This window comes from Paraburkholderia lacunae, assembly GCF_003353175.1.
GTDB lineage: Bacteria > Pseudomonadota > Gammaproteobacteria > Burkholderiales > Burkholderiaceae > Paraburkholderia > Paraburkholderia lacunae.
In genome coordinates this window covers 80,394-96,925 of sequence record NZ_QHKS01000013.1, presented here as the reverse complement: position 1 = coordinate 96,925, position 16,532 = coordinate 80,394, and the positions used below count along the sequence as shown (strand labels likewise).

Annotated in this window: 12 protein-coding genes; 3 read left to right on the top strand and 9 right to left on the bottom strand. The window is 58.3% G+C overall.

All coding sequences use genetic code 11. The features are described 5' to 3' along the window. Position 1: 1 nt before the first annotated feature. The 8 genes from DLM46_RS20890 to DLM46_RS20855 all read right to left on the bottom strand — a co-directional run bounded on the left by DLM46_RS20890 (position 2) and on the right by DLM46_RS20855 (position 10,602). On the bottom strand, positions 2 to 1,399 hold the full coding sequence (locus DLM46_RS20890; protein ID WP_244306314.1) for an oligosaccharide flippase family protein: 1,398 nt from the start codon (positions 1,397 to 1,399) through the stop codon (positions 2 to 4). Positions 1,400 to 1,422: 23 nt separating this feature from the next. After that, a complete protein-coding gene (locus DLM46_RS20885; RefSeq protein WP_115103335.1) occupies positions 1,423 to 2,373 on the bottom strand; it encodes a GDP-L-fucose synthase family protein in 951 nt (316 codons plus the stop codon). Positions 2,374 to 2,378: 5 nt separating this feature from the next. Further along, positions 2,379 to 3,497 (bottom strand): GDP-mannose 4,6-dehydratase, encoded by a 1,119-nt coding sequence (gene gmd, locus DLM46_RS20880; protein WP_115103333.1) that lies wholly within the window; start codon positions 3,495 to 3,497, stop codon positions 2,379 to 2,381. Between the two features lie 66 nt (positions 3,498 to 3,563). Then, on the bottom strand, positions 3,564 to 5,768 hold the full coding sequence (locus DLM46_RS20875) for a polysaccharide biosynthesis tyrosine autokinase (protein ID WP_115103330.1): 2,205 nt from the start codon (positions 5,766 to 5,768) through the stop codon (positions 3,564 to 3,566). A gap of 3 nt (positions 5,769 to 5,771) precedes the next feature. Beyond that, entirely contained in the window at positions 5,772 to 6,212 is a 441-nt protein-coding gene (locus tag DLM46_RS20870; RefSeq protein ID WP_115103328.1) for a low molecular weight protein-tyrosine-phosphatase, read from the bottom strand. Further along, the gene (locus DLM46_RS20865; RefSeq protein WP_165848033.1) at positions 6,209 to 7,381 is read right to left on the bottom strand and encodes a polysaccharide biosynthesis/export family protein; all 1,173 of its coding nucleotides are present in this window, start codon (positions 7,379 to 7,381) and stop codon (positions 6,209 to 6,211) included. The genes DLM46_RS20870 and DLM46_RS20865 overlap by 4 nt, the downstream gene beginning before the upstream one ends. Positions 7,382 to 7,648: 267 nt before the next feature. Beyond that, a complete protein-coding gene (locus DLM46_RS20860; RefSeq protein ID WP_115103324.1) occupies positions 7,649 to 9,028 on the bottom strand; it encodes an undecaprenyl-phosphate glucose phosphotransferase in 1,380 nt (459 codons plus the stop codon). A 47-nt stretch (positions 9,029 to 9,075) separates the two neighbouring features. Beyond that, positions 9,076 to 10,602 carry a mannose-1-phosphate guanylyltransferase/mannose-6-phosphate isomerase gene (locus tag DLM46_RS20855; RefSeq protein WP_115103322.1) on the bottom strand — a complete coding sequence of 509 codons (1,527 nt, stop codon included), beginning with the start codon at positions 10,600 to 10,602 and terminating at the stop codon, positions 9,076 to 9,078. A 1,341-nt stretch (positions 10,603 to 11,943) separates the two neighbouring features. Between DLM46_RS20855 and rfbC the strand changes: the two genes are divergently transcribed. Continuing rightward, entirely contained in the window at positions 11,944 to 12,492 is a 549-nt protein-coding gene (gene rfbC, locus DLM46_RS20850; protein WP_115103320.1) for a dTDP-4-dehydrorhamnose 3,5-epimerase, read from the top strand. Positions 12,493 to 13,082: 590 nt separating this feature from the next. Here rfbC and DLM46_RS39865 read toward each other — a convergent pair. Continuing rightward, a complete protein-coding gene (locus tag DLM46_RS39865) occupies positions 13,083 to 13,361 on the bottom strand; it encodes a hypothetical protein (protein WP_115103315.1) in 279 nt (92 codons plus the stop codon). A 662-nt stretch (positions 13,362 to 14,023) separates the two neighbouring features. Here DLM46_RS39865 and DLM46_RS20835 point away from each other — a divergent pair. After that, positions 14,024 to 15,025: a GlxA family transcriptional regulator gene (locus DLM46_RS20835; protein WP_115103313.1), complete on the top strand. Its 1,002-nt coding sequence runs from the start codon at positions 14,024 to 14,026 to the stop codon at positions 15,023 to 15,025. Between the two features lie 448 nt (positions 15,026 to 15,473). Then, complete coding sequence (gene galU, locus DLM46_RS20830) at positions 15,474 to 16,355, top strand: UTP--glucose-1-phosphate uridylyltransferase GalU (protein ID WP_115103311.1); 882 nt, start codon at positions 15,474 to 15,476, stop codon at positions 16,353 to 16,355. Positions 16,356 to 16,532: the final 177 nt, after the last annotated feature.

Sequence of the window (16,532 nt, the reverse complement as noted above, 5' to 3'; positions counted from 1 at the left end):
TCTAGACGGTAAGCGTTATTCCGGCCCGCAGCCGTTGTAAAGGCAAGACCAATGCGACGGCACTGACGAACCCGATGCCCACGGCGTGATACGGAAGCGCGGAGAGCACTTGCCCCAGAATCACAATCAAGGCCGTAGCGGGTACTCCTATCGTGGCGAGTGGAAGCAACTGCCGCATCTGATCACGACCGTCCGACAGAACGTCGCAGAGCATCATGGCTGCGCACACAAACACCGAAATCGTTGCGGCGAAAGCGACACCGATGGGTCCAAGCCACGGTACGAGAATCCCTGATGAGACCAGCAGGCACACCAGTTGCACCACCGTCCCTCGTGTCACGCGGCTCGGCCTGCCCGTGCCACGCAGGTAGGCCGTCAGCAGCCCGACCAGCACGCCAGCCGCCATCAGATAAACGAAGACGCGGAAAAACGGTACGGCACCGCTCCATTGCTTGCCTAGTGCCAGTCGGATAATGTCGGGGGCGGCAACACAGAGAAACGTCGCCACCACGAGTGCTATCGTTCCCAGTTGACTGAACAGCGCCAACGCATATCGCGCGGCGCGGCTTTTGTCGTGACGCGCGAGTTCGGAAAAGTTCGGAAACAGGTACTGGCTCATCGCAATGCCAAAGTCGGCCACACCGAACTGCGCCAGGCGACTTGCGGTCTGGTACAGACCCAAAGTCTGCACGCCGAATGTCTTGACCGTGATGATCCGGTCCAACTGGTTGACAATCACTGTTAGCAAGCTGCTCGCCCAAACCCAACGACCGAACTCCATGACTTCGCCTAGCGGCTTGGTGTCGAAGTTCAGCCGTGGCCTTGTCTTGAACACGATATGCGAGGCGATGGCTTTGAGAAACTCCGACAGCGGCAAAGCCGCTAGTACCCAGATAACCTCGCGATAGGTCAATGCCGCGACAGCGGACATCACGAAATCGGCCATGACAAAGCTGCTCGTCAACAACGCGACAGTACGAAAACGCCGTTCGCGCTGCGCGATTACCACGCGTACGCTGGCGATACACCTCGCGAGTGGTACCAGCGCGACCATCTGCAATACGGTTTTCCCCTCCGGAATATTCATTAACCGCGCGATCAGGCCGGAAGCGGCAAATAAGACAACCGTAAGCAACAAACCCCGCAGCGCAGTCGCGGTCCACAGTGCATCCAGACCACCCTGATCCAGTAGCTCGCGCCGCTGGATCAGTGCATGGCTCATACCCATCTCGGTCAGCGACTCCGCAATCGACAATGCCATCAGGCAAGCCGCGATCAGACCGATGGATTGCGGGCCCAACAACCGAGCAAGCAGGAAGAACTTGAACGCCACTAGCAGGCGCGATACCGCCTGTTGGGCGAAGACCCAAGTCACGCTGCTTTCGTCGAATCGCATCATTTTCATTTCTTGCCGGAATGCGATTAGGCCCGCTCCAGGACTTGCGTCTCGTAGCGCCTCAAGAAGTCCTGATAGGTTGTGGCCAACCCTTCTTCCAGGCCGATCTTCGCGCGCCACCCGAACTCCGCAAGCTTGCTCACGTCGAGCAGTTTCTGCGGCGTGCCGTCCGGCTTGCTGACGTCAAACTCGATCCGACCGTCGAACCCCACCGCACGCATGGCAGCGTGCGCCAGCTCCTCAATCGTGACGTCCGCGCCGCAGCCGACGTTGTACCAACCCGCCGCGATACCTTGCTCAAGCAGAAACACAGCCGCATCGGCCATGTCGTCGACGTGCAGGAACTCGCGGCGTACCCGGCCTGTTCCCCATACCGTGAGACTGCCCGCACCGCTGGCTTTCGCTTCGTGGGCTTTGCGCAGCAACGCCGGCAACACATGACTGGTCTTCAAGTCGTAGTTGTCGTTCGGTCCATAGAGGTTGGTCGGCATCAACGATATGTATTGCGTACCGAACTGGCGATTGAAAGCTTCGCAAAGCTTGATGCCAGCGATCTTCGCGATCGCGTACGGCTCGTTGGTGCTCTCCAGAGGACCCGTCAGAAGATAATCCTCCTTGATCGGCTGCGGGGCTTCGCGCGGATAAATGCACGACGACCCGAGAAACACCAGCCGCCGAACGCCGGCACGATAAGCCGAATTAATCACGTTGGCTTCGATAATCAGGTTCAGATACAGGAAGTCCGCCGGATAGGTGTCGTTAGCCAGAATCCCACCGACCTTGGCGGCGGCAAGCATGACTACATCAATCGCCTCATCGCGGAAGAATCCCTCGACGGCGTCCTGGCTGGTCAAGTCGAGTTCGGCGCGGCTGCGCGTCACGACATTGCGGTAGCCTCGGGAAGCGAGGTTGCGCAGCAACGCAGAGCCAACCATTCCGCGGTGCCCCGCGACAAAGATTCGAGCGTTCTTGTCCATGGTGTTCACTCGTTGTACTCAAACGTCTTGAAACCCGCGAGCGTCACCAACGCATCCCGCTTCGCCACCTGAAAGTCGGCCCGCACCATTTCCTTGACCAGCGATTCGAACGATGTAGCCGGCTTCCAGCCCAGCTTCTCGTGCGCCTTGGTCGGATCGCCCAACAGCGTCTCCACTTCGGCAGGGCGGAAGTAGCGCGGATCGACGCGCACGATCACGTCGCCCGGCGCCACCTTAGCTTCGCTACCTTCGACCCGCTCGACAACCGCCACCTCATCGACGCCAGATCCCTCAAAACGCAACTTGATGCCCAATTCAGCGGCGGCATGCTGAACGAACTCACGCACGCTGTACTGCACACCCGTAGCAATGACAAAGTCCTCAGGCTGTTCCTGCTGAAGCATCAACCATTGCATCTCGACGTAATCGCGCGCGTGGCCCCAGTCCCGCAGCGCCGACATGTTGCCGAGGTAAAGGCACTCCTGCAGGCCGACTGCAATACGGGCGATCGCTCGCGTGATCTTGCGTGTCACAAAGGTTTCTCCGCGCACCGGCGACTCATGATTGAACAGGATGCCGTTGCACGCGTAGATGCCATACGCCTCGCGGTAGTTGACCGTAATCCAGTAGGCGTACAGCTTGGCAACCGCGTACGGACTACGCGGGTAGAAAGGGGTCGTTTCCTTCTGCGGGATTTCCTGCACCAGTCCGTAGAGTTCAGACGTCGAGGCCTGATAGAAGCGAGTCTTCTTTTCGAGGCCGAGAATTCTGATCGCCTCGAGGATGCGCAACGCGCCGATGCCATCCGTGTTCGCCGTATATTCCGGCTCCTCGAACGAGACAGCGACATGGCTTTGCGCCCCGAGGTTGTAAATCTCATCCGGTTGCGCGCGTTGGATGATCCGCACCAGGCTGGTCGAATCCGTCAGATCGCCGTGGTGCAATATGAAGCGGCGATCAGATGTGTGCGGGTCCTGGTACAGGTGGTCGATTCGTTCCGTGTTGAACAGTGATGCGCGGCGTTTGATGCCGTGAACTTCATAGCCCTTGTTCAACAGTAACTCGGCAAGGTACGAACCATCCTGGCCTGTGACGCCGGTAATCAAGGCAACTTTGTGACTCATGGTTTGATGCTCCTCATAGTCGATGCGCCGGGGTCGTCCTCGCGCCATGCTTGGGTGTTGCGACGCTTATTCAGCGCTGCTTTCGTAGCCGTAGTAGTACGTGCCATAACCGAGACGTCGCTGCGGCACGTCGGTAAATAGCACGCCCTTGAGCGTGACTCCGACGTTGCGCAGACGGTTGGCAGATTCCAGAATTTCCGGCATCGGGTGGCGACCATGACGAACCACCATCAAGGTCGCGCCAGCGTGCTTACCTATCAGAGCTGCATCGGTCACAGCCAGCAACGGGGGAGTGTCGACAATGACGATGTCGTAGCGACTGGAGAGGTTCTCGAGCATCGTCTTGAAGCGCTCGCTAATGAGTAGTTCAGCCGGATTCGGCGGCAATGAGCCCTTCGGCAGCAAGTCCATGCCTGGCAGCACTTCGCGCAAGACTGCACTTTCAACGTCCGATCCTGCGATGACATCCGAAAGCCCTGGCTGTCTGGACACACCGAAATAGCTATGCACGTCGCCACGCCGCATGTCCGCATCGATCAGCAAGACGCGTTTGCCGCCGCTCGCGAGCACCGCCGCGAGATTGACCGACATAAAGGATTTCCCGACCTCGGGGCGTGGTCCGGTGATAACGATCACGTTATTGACGGCATCGAGCAGGCCGAACTGCAGCGCGGTACGCAGACTGCGAATCCCTTCGATAGCCACGTCGTGCGACGCAATCGACGCCAGAACGTGATGACCGCCGCGGCCGCGCCGCATGCCTTGCCGCAAACGCACCTGCGTCTCGCTATGCGGCACGGCGGCGTAGACCGGCAGGCCCAGCGCCAGCTCGATTTCCTCGCTGTTCTCGACACCGCCGAATAGCGCACTCTTGACGAACGCCGCTACCGTCCCCGCAACGAGGCCCAGCACTGCCGCCAGCACGATCACCAAAGGTCGCTTCGGCTTGACCGGCGACTCGCCCGCAACGGCGTAGTCGACCACACGGACATTGCCGACCTGACCTGCCTTGACGATCCGCAACTGCTGGGCGCTATCCAACAGGTTTGTGTACAACTCCGTGTTGACACGTACATCGCGCAGCAACCGCAACGCCGACTGTTCCGTGTCCGGCAAAGTCGAGACACGCTTATTCAACTGCTCCTGCTGTGCCTCGAGAGAGGCGATCTGCGCAGCCAGCGCTACGACTCCCGGATGCGACGGCGTGAAACGCTGCGCCATCTCGATGCGCTGTTGCTCCAGGTCGACGAGCTTGGTCTTGCTGTCGACGATCTGCTGCAACAGCAAACGACTTTCTTCGGTCAGATCGACCGTCCCCTTCTTGTTGCGGAATGCGTTGTAGCGATCCTCTGCCTGATCGAGCTGCTTGCGAAGCTGCGGCAATTGCTGGTCCAGAAAGGTGAGCGTATGCTCCGCTTCGGCGGACTTCCGGTCGATATTCTGCTGGACGTAGGTCGTCGCGATCGTATTGATAATCTCAGCGGTACGCTTGCTGTCCGCACCGTCGAGCGAGACGCCAATCACCCCGGATTGTTTGGTCTTCTCGGCGATGACAAGTGCGTCCTGCAACTGATTGATCGTGATGAGCGTCGACGCCCGCGTCACAATGAACTGGGTGCCGGGGCGCGCTTCAAGACGCGCGACCTGCAATTCAACCGAACCAGCTGATTCCATGCCTCGGACTCTCTCGCCCACTCGTCCGTGCAGGACGACGTCACCATCCGGATCGACCAGATCGAATTTGTCGTCGCCGCGTGCCACCAATGTGTACCTGACGTCGTAGCTCTCCCTCGGGACATTGAATAGCGATACTTCAATCTTCTCGCCACCCCACGCAAAACGCTCCATGCCGAACAGAGCCGGCGCCAATTCATTGCCCCCGGCATGCCGTGCGAGCACGGCACCGATTAGCGGGAAATAGCGCGGCTGCGCGCTGATATCGAGGTGCAGTGAACCAACTGTCTGGCCGACCACGAGCCGCGAGCGGATCAACTCGATCTCGGCGTCAGCGGTCTGCTTGGTGTCGAAAATCGACGCCAGTTGGCCCAGAGCGTCTTTGGCTGAATTTGCACTATCTTCAACCTGAATCATCGCATCGGCGCGATACACCGGCCTCGCGAGAAACGCATAGAGCGTGCCGACAATCAGCACAGTTGCCGCGATCGCTACGATCAGCTTCCAGCTCTCCACAATAACGGCAAGGTATTCGGAAAGGTGTATTTCGTCGCCAATCGGCGAATCGATGAATCGATTTTGATTGATGGTTGCCATAGATTAGTGAGTCAGTCGAACCATTGCGTCGAGCCAGTGCGCCACACCAAGTTCGATTTGCGCCAAAGCCATCTCGAAGGCTGCACGTCCTTTGCGGTACGGGTCTAGTACGTCTATGCCCTGGTGTTCGCCGAGGCGATAGACCTTCCCCTTCGCGAATGGATAGTCCGTTTCGATTTGCCTGCGCTGCGCCTGCGTCATCGACAAAACCAGCTGTGCTGAACGCATGTGGTGCAGATTCAGGTCCACGGCGATATGGCCTCCAATGTCAATTTCACGCTCGGCCATCAACTCGATCGCGATGGGGTCGGCACCGCGCCCGACGACCGCGGCCCAACCGGCGGACATCACACTGACGCCGGGCAATTGCCTGGCGAGCAGAGCCTGTGCCATCGGACTCCGGCAAATGTTGCCTTCACACACAACAAGAATGCTGTCCATCATTTCGTGAGAACCGCCCCGGTCAAGCCTGCGTTGATAGCTGGCAACAGCAGACTCAGCACCCGGCCGAAGCGAACCAGGCCGTTACCGTCCACATACACGACGTCCTTGGGCTGCAACTCGAACTGGTTCGCCAGCACCATTGCAACCGGCGAATGCGCATCGAGATGGAATACCTGCGGTGTCGCGTCAGATGAGCCGCGAATCACATAGAGTTGGGCAGCGTCGGCGCTGGCGCTATTCAGACTGCCGGCCTGAGAAATGGCATCGCTCAACGTGAGCTTGCCGCTCTTCATGGGAACGGCGGTCACGGGCTTATTGACCTCGCCCATGACAAATACACCGTTGTCATCGCGCGAAACGACGCGTAATAAGTCGCCGCTCTTTAGCAGAATCTTCGAAGGATTCTGATCGCTAGTGAGCATGCTCGAGAGGTTCAACCGATACGAGACGCCGTCCCGCACCAGGATCATCCGGCTTTGATCAGCCGTCGTACTGAAGTCGCCCGCCCGGTTGATGGCTTCGAACAGGGTCATCGGAACGTCGTTAATCGGTATCGCGCCAGGCGCGCGCACCTCGCCGTCGACATAGACCTGCTTGGCGCGAAACGAGGCCACACGGACCGTCACCTGCGGCCGGACGAAAACGTTGCTCAATGCGGCGTACACCGCGTGCTGGGTCTGATCGACACGCAGGCCGGCAACATGAACGCTTCCTGCATAGGGCAACTGCACATTGCCGTTTTCGTCAATCAGGAACCCTTGTGCGGGATCGTACGAGCGGGTGTTCGTTTGCGCTTGAGCGCCCAGCGCTGTCGCCAGTTCAGGGTGATCCCATACCGTAACCTGTAGCACGTCGCCCACACCCAGAGTGTATGGCTCCGGCTTACTCACCAGTTCACGGAGTTGCACCGCGCTTGCCTGCGCATTCTCCAAGCGCATCTTTTCCGTCAAAGCGACGTTGATATCAGTAATCGGAATCTGCATCTCTGTCGGCGGTGACTGTGAGTTTCCGCTTGCGACCGGCAGCGTCGCGGGAGTAGTCATCCGCATCCCTGGAGCAACTGCGCAAGCCGACAGCGCGGCACTTGCGGCGACACTCACCAGCAGACGAGTACAGCGACGAACGGGACGCTCCACTCTTTCTCCGCGACACTTAGCCAAAAATCCCATCAGATATTTCCCTCGAATTTCGTTCAACTCTTCTTTCCTACCGCGATTTCTTTCGCCGCTCAGAATTGCATAAGAGGCATCCCGGAAACTCCGTAAATGTGTGGTCACATGTGGAGTCAATTTCGTTCTCCATGCGGAATTCGCAGTGCCTGGCCTGCACACGGGAGAAATCGGACAAGCATCGCCTCATGGCGGACAAGCCTGAAAGCGCGGGTGGCGGCTTCAATACGGAAATTCAAATGCTGCTCGAGTCATCCATTCGGGCGGTTAGTACGCGTTGCTGCTAACCAGTCCCTTCGCTACCGTTGTCACGACAATTCGCATGTCCAGCGCGAACGACCAATTGCGCAGGTAGTAAAGGTCATGCTCCACCCTCTTCTGCATCTTCTCGACCCGATCAGTCTCACCACGGAATCCGTTCACCTGGGCCCAGCCAGTAATGCCCGGTTTGATCCGGTAGCGATGGATATAGCCGTTGATGACCTTCTGATAAAGCTCATCGTGCTCGATCGCATGGGGACGCGGCCCGACCACCGACATTTCGCCGCGGAGCACATTAAAAAACTGCGGTAGCTCGTCGAGACTAGTGCGCCGCAGGAGCGCGCCCAGGCGCGTGATGCGAGGATCACCCTTCGTAGCCTGCGTGACCACGCCCGTCCTTTCGGCGTGCGGCCGCATCGTTCGAAACTTGTAGATCTTGAACACGCGGCCGTCGGCCCCTTTGCGAAATTGCGTAAAGAACACAGGGCCATGCGATGAACATTTCACGGCAACCGCAATGACTGTCAGCAGCGGCATCAAAGCGAGCAGTGCAAGAGCCGCAAATACGCGATCGAAGATTTCTTTCTGCAATATCGCGCGCGGCGGCAGTGGCGACGCGACGAGGCTAATTGCAGGTGCACCGATCAGGTCGATCACTCCGCCATCAAACAACGCCATGCTGCGTACATCCGGAATGAAGCGAATGTTCACAAGGTCGTCGCGAAACTCATTGACGAAGCGCAGCATGGTCGACTCTTCCGACAACGGAAGAGCCAGCCAGATTTCTTGCACGCCGGTTTTCCGAACGTGTTCAGAGAATTTCTGAAAGTCGTCGAATACCGGCACACCCTTCGGTATGGCCGCCGCCCCCGGATCCACGTCAAACATTGCGGATGCACGAAAGCCACTAGCCGGCGACGCTTCCATCTTGCACACGACTTCCTGGCAATGTGCGCCAACCCCTACCACTGCCACGTCGCGCAGATTCATTCCGGCGTAACGCACGCTGCGCAGCACCGCATGCAGCATCAGTCGCGACACAATCAACGCGCCGCCCGTGATCGCGATCCAGTAAGTGAACCACAAGCGCGAGATAAAATCGGTACGATGCAGTGAAAACATCAGTACCAGACCGCACGCCTGAACCACGAGCCACGCCAGCGATACCTGCCCAGTCAGGCGCAACATCGAGCGGCCACGCCACGACTCGTACAAGCCGAAGACCGGAAACGACACAAGCGCGAACGCGACAGAAAACGTAATAAACGCCCCATCTACCCGACTTTGTCCCAGATCTTCAAAGCGGATGTGCGACGCCACCAGCGCCCCTGCCACAATGAGAACGACATCGACAAGTCGCGCCAATAACCCCTGTATCCCGAGCATCTCGCGATTCCCCCGCCTGAAGTTGGACTGCGTAACACGCCGACGCGTCAAGCGCGACCGTATGTGTCATCAAATCGAACGATGTCGTCCTCTCCGAGATACGATCCGGACTGCACTTCAATAAGCTCGAGTGGCAGCTTGCCCGGGTTCTCCAGACGATGCGTCACGCCCAGCGGAATGAATGTCGACTGGTTCTCGCTGAGCATGAATTGCTCACTACCGCGCGTGACAAGCGCCGTGCCGCTTACCACGATCCAGTGCTCGGCGCGATGATGATGCAATTGCAGCGACAGACGCCCGCCCGGGTTCACGACGATCCGCTTTACCTGAAAGCGCTCACCATGGTCGATTGAATCGTAGTAACCCCATGGGCGCCGCACCTTTCGATGCACATCGGCCTCAGGCGCTTGCAATGCTCGAATCCGGTTGACCACACTCTTGACTTCCTGCACACGCGAACGGTCCGCGACCAGCACGGCATCATCGGTTTCCACAACGACGACATTGGTCACGCCGACGCACGCAACGAGACGCCCTTCCGAATGCGCAAAGCTCGACGTCGCGCCTTCGAACACGACCCGACCGCGCCCGGCGTTACCGTCCGCATCCTTGTCGAGTGCCTCCCACACCGCATCCCACGAACCGAGATCCGACCATCCTGCTTCGAGCGGAATCACCACACCTTTTGCGAATTTTTCCTCCGATCCCAGACGCTCCATCACTGCGTAGTCGATCGAGTCCGACGGAGAAGACTTGAAGGCGTCAGCGCCTGGCCGGAAGAACAAGCCGTCGCTCGCACCCTGTGCGTGTGCTGACACGCATGCGTCATACATCGCCGGTTGTATCATCCTGAGCACGGCAAGCCACACGCTCGCACGCACGACAAATATCCCGCTATTCCACCAGTACTGCCCCGATGCGAGATACTGTGCGGCCAATTCGGCCGCGGGTTTTTCAACAAAGCGCTCAATGCGATGTGCACCGCTGGCAAGGGCCACGCCAAGCTTGATATAACCAAAGCCGCTATCGGGCCGTGTCGGCGGCACGCCAAGCGTCACAATCGCGCCGCGCTCCGCGTGCTGCGCTGCCTGCGCGATCGCCAACTGGAAAGCCGATACATCCACAATCGCGTGATCCGCCGGCATCACAACAACTATCGCGTCTTCACCGTCCGCACACGCCGCCGCGGCGGCAAGCGTCAGCGCCGGTGCCGTATCGCGCCGCGCCGGCTCGACCACAATGCGTGCATCGATTCCTCTCGCCCGGAGTTGCTCTGCCGTAACGAAACGATGTTCGTCGCCGCATACGATAATGGGTGAGCTCGCAGCCCCGAGGTCGGCTTGAAAACCCTTCATTCGCTGCACGGTAGCTTGCAGGAGCGAGTCCGGGCCCAGAACGTCGATCAATTGCTTCGGATATTGCTCGCGCGACATAGGCCACAGCCGCGACCCCGCCCCTCCAGCAAGCACGACAGGCACGAGTCGCACAGGCGCCGCAGAAAATCCCTGCCCGGTCGGGACGACTTCGCTATCGTCACTGCCATGATCAATTTCCGCCGCCGACTTGTAGTCCATACGCACTCCTATTCGTAGTTCAAACGAGATCAGCAACGAGCGCTTGAACTCACCTACCACAAAATCTACCGTTGTCCCGCGCTATGCCGGCGCATCCCAACCTGTTCGAAACTGCGTTTTCAGTACTAGACGGTGTCAGCGCTGAGCATTTATAAAAAAAGTCACCCTCCGTCCAGCCGTTACGCCTCGCGATCTTTTCGATTGGCGCATCTGTCTCCGTGAGCAGTTGCGAGGCCACCCTCGGATGTAACTGCAACACGTGCTCAGACGGCATGCATCGATCTTCGCGCCTGAAGCCACGCAGAAAATTGTGCTCGCTCATCGTGAGCTGCGGCGACATGGGCTGTTCGCAGATCGCCCATACCGTGTGACTAGCGCTACAGCGCTTGTATCGGACAGAAGCGAAGCTAGCTTGTTAGCGTGGCCAACGACTGGCACTCGGCAATGTCGCGCATGACATCAATGCCGAAGTCACGCCTGACTAGTGCTAACGCGCTCTTCACCTGGTCGTTACTATCACCGCGGGATACTCACCTACGCCCGTCCCGCGCACCCTGGCTCTTTTCCTCAAAACGAACACTGTTCTCTTCTCCAGTTTTTCGAGGCAAATGCACACCATAAAATGTTCTCGAGCGATGCAGCGACGTGTTATCTCGCAGAAAGAAATCTCGACTTCGGTTGCAGTGCATCATACATAGAGTCGTATCTGACGTAATGTGACTGACGGAAAACGCCAACATGTTGGCGTTTTAGCCCACTCGCCTCTTACACGACGGAATAAGCCAGTCTCGTGTTTCATGCCTTATGTCTCACTACTACACAATGGGCAATAGAGATGCGAAATTACGGCGGCCGCCTTGCTGACTGTCGAAGGATTCTTTGCGGCGCGTGAATGAATGCGCAACGCATGCCTGGATCTGTTCCATGGACCATTCCATTTCTGCGACTACTCTCTTCTACTTGCCGTCGCCCCACACGCGAGACAGTCAACCCCGCTCAATTGCCTTGGTCCGCAATCTGCCACTACCGAGTCAAATCCAAGGCGAGCAATTAGATCAATAAGGTGCGGGGGTTAGACAAGATTGGGCAATTGACAATTAATTGGCGGATTACGCCAACTAAATAGCCGAAATCACCCAGTCCCTCCTCGTAACATACCGACCTTCATAGGCGCGATTTTCATGCAGCGCCGCATGTGGTACCCGGGAGGCGCAGCCGATGATCAGCAATATCTCTTCTGCATGTACCTGACGCACACAACTAAGCCGCCAGCATTCGAGCCGATTCCCACTGCCGCAGCGCTGGGTTCGATTGTGCAAAGTTCATCTCGATCGTTTTCCCATGACTATTCAGGTAATGCATACAGCGATTCGTGACGTCAAGCTGATCGCGCCGCTCATCTCCAGCGATGGAAGCGGAGTATTCTTCGAAAGCTTCGACCAGAGTGAATTTGAGGAAAAGATTATCCGTGGCTACACGTTCGTCCAGGACCACCACTGGGTGTCGGCTCGCCATGTACTACGCGGCATGCATTACCAGCTCCAGCGTCCCCAGGGCAAGCTGGTACGGGTCGTCGTCGGTGAGATCTTCTATGCAGCGATTGATCTGCGACGTTGGTCACCGACTTTCGGCCGCTGGATCGGCGCGAGGTTGTCTGCGTCCAATTGTCAGCAACTGTGGATACCACCGGGTTTCGCCCACGGTTGGGTTGTGTTGTCGGATGTCGCCGAGCTCCTCTGCAAGACCACTGAGCGCTCGCATCCTGAGCATGAGCGTACCTTGCTCTGGAATGATCCTGATATCGGCGTTGCATGGGAACTCGACGAACCACCGATTGTTTCCCGGAACGACGCTGCCGGAGTGAGCTTCAGCATGTCCGAGATTTATTGACCAGCATCGCCGACGCAAAGATTCGGGAATGGAAGACCCGGGGACCACAAGGATGCTCGACGGATAAAGACAAAAGTTTGTCAGGAAAGTGGCTGTATCGCTCTGTAGTCTCCACACGTCTAGATTGTTAAATCAAGTGGGCGGCTATATGGCGATCTTTCTTTCGATTCTTTCCAAATTTTGTTTCGTTTGGACTCTGGTCTATCTGAGCTTCAGCCTCCTTTCCGCTTTGAGAGTCGGAAGACGGCACTTCCGAAGGCTGATCTTCCTCGAGTTCCAGCCGCGTCGCGCACGCGGACCTTGGGAGGCCGCGAGGGCCAAATTGATGATGCGGATGAGACTGGGCACGATCTTGTTGGTGCCGATCGGCCTCGCGTCGTTCGTCGCGTCTGCGTTCATTTCGTAAACATCCACGAAATCTGCCCCTCTCAGGCATCGCAAACCAATCGAACTTCGGGTCTACAGTGAGGCCGCCGTCCCGCACGGCGTCGACCGCCTTGACGTCGTGAACGTTGGCCGCGGGGCCGATGACGATGTGAATCCGCGCCGACTCCGCGTCCACGCGCGAAATGCGCGTTCGTCCCGAAGTATCAATGATTGCCCTTTTCCGCCCGGCGCATTTCCAGGTCCCGGGTACCGGTGGCGCGCCCGTCAACGCCAGGACGCTTGTAGACTTGCCCTGGCAAACACTTTGCGCTATGCAGATCGGCAATGCTCATGTTGGGCAATCGCTTGGCGATCATGTCCCAGAAGATCACGTCGTGCATCGCGCTGGCATCTTCGGCCGTATTCCACTCGAGCGCGCCGACAATGGTGTCCGCGGTTTCGCGGGCGGCATCAACGATTGATTGAATGTCTTGTTTGTGCATAGACGCGTTAACGGCCGCGCTCCCGGCTTATTTAGGCTCGAGCGCAATCGTTTGCGGATCGTAAAACTGACCTCGGCAAAATCATGCCTGATTCGGGCCTGTAACCGGCCCGTACGGCAGCCGAACTGAACCTGGCGCACGTATGATATCGGCACCCTCGTTAAAACGAACCAGGGACATGCCCTGCCCTAAAAATCCCGGTTCGATTGGAAGCGGACCCATGCTGCGCTCTGAGGTATGCCTTGCGCGGCATCCGATCCGCCGGCTCCGCGATCGTGCCCAGTGAGTGCCCGACTTTAATGCAAAATGTAGTTCTTACTGTGTATTACACAAGCAATACCAATAAATCGGTATCGATATCGCAATAATTTCCGGCTACATATCAAAACGCATATAAATAAACTCAAATAGCCCCATACACTCAACCTCAGTTTCTCAGAGCAGTGACATCTTCATGCTAACCGCGTGAAGCAACCCGGCTGCGAGTACGCAGCGTGACCGTGCGTTTGTTAATGATCCAATGTCCTGAACGGCCAACATGTTGGTTAATTCGGCCATGCAATAATGACTTCGTAATCATTTGGATAGTATTCGTCAATAAGAAAAAAGACAGAGTCTTGGGAAGGGACTCTGCAGGTCAAAAACATTCCGGGGAAAAATCAATGGAGCTGGTCAATACTTCGCCGCGCAGCTCGTGGCAAACCGCCGTGCCGATGCAAACGAGCGAGACGACTCGCGTCGACATAGCGTTGTTTAATGGCTTTACGCTGCCAAAGGTCGCAGCGATCATCGAGATCTTCCAGAAGGCAAACGCGCTCATCGCATCGCGGCGATCGGGGCGCGCACTCTATGATGTTTCGCTGCTTTCTGCTTCGGGCGGCCGCATCGCGAGTTCGTCGTGGATGTTTGTCTGGACCGAGAGCGTCGAGTCCCACCGAGGCACGAATGACACGCACCTGCTGTTCATCGCAGGAGGCACGGGGGTGCAGCAGGCGTGCCGCGAAGAACGTCTCACCAATTGGCTGCGCCGTAGGCATCCGTTCAGCGAGATTGTTCATCCAATCTCGGAAGGGCGACTGCTTCTGGAAGCGGCTGGGCTTCCCAGCCGCTACTGCCCGCTTCTGTATGGCGACAACGAAGCGCACGACCTTTATTCGCTACGGCCACTGAGCGAAGCGCCGGACGCCGTGCACACTGCCCTGCGCATCGTCGAAGAGGACCTAGGACCGGAACTGGCGCGGCTGGTTGCCAATTCGGTCGCGCCGCAGCCCAAGGCGCCCTTCAGATCGTCCATAACCGACAACCTGATGCCCCAGCCCCAAGTCAGTGAGAAGATCCTGGCCTCGGCGCGCTGGCTGGAAGCCAATGTCGATCGTCCTATCTCTATCGACGACGCGGCGCAGGTCGCTGCGATGAGCGAGCGCAATTTCCTGCGGCGCTTCAAGAGCGAGATCGGCATGACGCCCTCCGACTATCTGCTTCGCGCGCGTCTGAACATGAGCTGCCGGATGCTCGTCGAATCGCGTTTGCCTGTCGACAAGATCGCGCGGCGCTGCGGTATCGGCAGCGGCGGTCAGTTGGCCAAGCTGTTCAGGAAGTATCTGGCGACGACACCTACCGACTACCGGATGCGCAAGGAAGCGCCTCCGAGCTGCCTGGCCTGAGCACGCGCAGCTCGGCCAGACCCGCACGCGCGCATCGACGCGGCGCTCTTCCCTGGCGGAAGAGCAAGCCGCGCCGCCATGTCTCGACATGGCCGGTTTCGCCGCGTCATTCATCAATCTGTGCCGGGCCCGCGATGCCCGGTTTGATGTATCGGTATTTATCGCAAACTCGCACGGTCGAGCCGAGTCTGCCCCTATTCGAGCTCACTGCCCCTGCGCTCATAAGGCCTGCAAAACAAACGCGTATTCGCTTTAGACAAAAACGGGGCTTCTTCCGCCACCTCGCGCCATGCGCCGTTTTTCGCTCTTATGCTTGTGTCTGGTCATCCCAAAGATGATCTATCAGGCCCCGCGCAAACGTGGCTTAGTCATCCTCGGTCTTTGGCCTGCCTCTTTCAGAGTGCAGGCTACTTTTTTAGTGTCGCTATTACGGATAGCAGAACAACTCATGCTCAAAGTTACCAAGGCGGTATTTCCGGTAGCAGGTCTTGGCACCCGTTTCCTCCCTGCCACGAAGGCAAGTCCGAAGGAGATGCTGCCGATCGTCGACAAGCCGCTGATTCAATACGCGGTGGAAGAGGCGATGGCAGCGGGCATCACGGAAATGATCTTCGTCACCGGGCGCAGCAAGCGCGCGATCGAAGACCATTTCGACAAGTCCTATGAGATCGAGGCCGAACTCGAAGCGCGCGGCAAGGCCAAGCTGCTGGAGCTGGTGCGCAGCATCAAGCCGAGCCATGTCGACTGCTTCTATGTGCGCCAGCCGGAAGCGCTTGGCCTCGGCCACGCGGTAATGTGCGCCGAAAAACTGGTGGGCGACAACCCGTTCGCCGTGATCCTCGCGGACGACCTGCTGTACGGCAAGCCTCCCGTCATGCAGCAGATGATCGAGGTGTTCGACCACTATCACAGCTCGGTGATCGGTGTCGAAGAGATCCCGGCCACGGACACGAAGTCGTACGGCATCGTCGATGGCAAGGAGTGGGAAGACTCGATCATCAAGATGTCGGGCATCGTCGAAAAGCCGGCGCCGGAAGCCGCGCCGTCGAATCTCGGCGTGGTGGGCCGCTATGTGCTGAAGCCGCGCATCTTCGACCATCTGCGCGCGCTGAAGCCGGGCGCGGGCGGCGAACTGCAGCTGACGGACGCGATCCAGTCGCTGCTCGCCGACGAACAGGTGCTCGCGTACAAGTACCACGGCACGCGTTTCGACTGCGGCAGCAAGCTCGGTTACCTGAAGGCGACGGTCGAGTTCGCGCTGAGGCACCCGGAAGTGGCAGCGGATTTCGATGCGTATCTACGCACGCGTCCACTCGATCTCGCTTGCTGACGCCCATCCGCATCCCCTTTCACATGACCGGCGGCGGCTTCGCAAATCCGCGGGCGGGCGCCGGTCCAACCATCCTTCATCATGCGCCACGAAAGCACGTCCATGCATCTCACGCACGCGGTCAGTCAGCATTCCCGCCCACACGGTGACGTCGCGCGCGCCAGGCATGCGACGTTT